At 60.4% G+C, this 432-nt stretch carries 1 protein-coding gene; it reads left to right on the forward strand.

Annotated elements, in window-relative coordinates:
• Positions 1-432 (forward strand): lyase family protein (locus tag ACTHTY_RS12185; protein ID WP_440367889.1); only part of this gene is annotated, 432 nt, incomplete at both ends.

Genomic DNA, 432 nt, shown 5'->3' on the forward strand with positions numbered 1-432 from the left:
CGCTTTGGGCGGCACGGCGGTCGGCACAGGTTTGAACAGCCATCCCGAATACGCCGAAAAAGCCGCCGCCAACCTCGCCGAACTGTCCGGCCTGCCGTTTGTCAGCGCGCCGAACAAATTTGAAGCCTTGGGCGGACGTGATGCCGCCGTTGCCGCTTCGGGCGCATTGAAAACGCTGGCGGCAAGCCTGAACAAAATCGCCAACGACATCCGCTGGCTGGCAAGCGGCCCGCGCTGCGGTTTGGGTGAAATTAAAATCCCCGAAAACGAGCCGGGTTCGTCCATCATGCCGGGCAAAGTCAACCCGACCCAATGCGAAGCGATGACCATGGTGTGCTGCCAAGTGTTCGGCAACGACGTTACCATCGGCATGGCGGGCGCGTCGGGCAATTTCGAGCTGAACGTCTATATGCCCGTTATCGCCTACAACCT

The organism is Neisseria sp. P0019.S002, from assembly GCF_051957155.1.
GTDB lineage: Bacteria > Pseudomonadota > Gammaproteobacteria > Burkholderiales > Neisseriaceae > Neisseria > Neisseria perflava.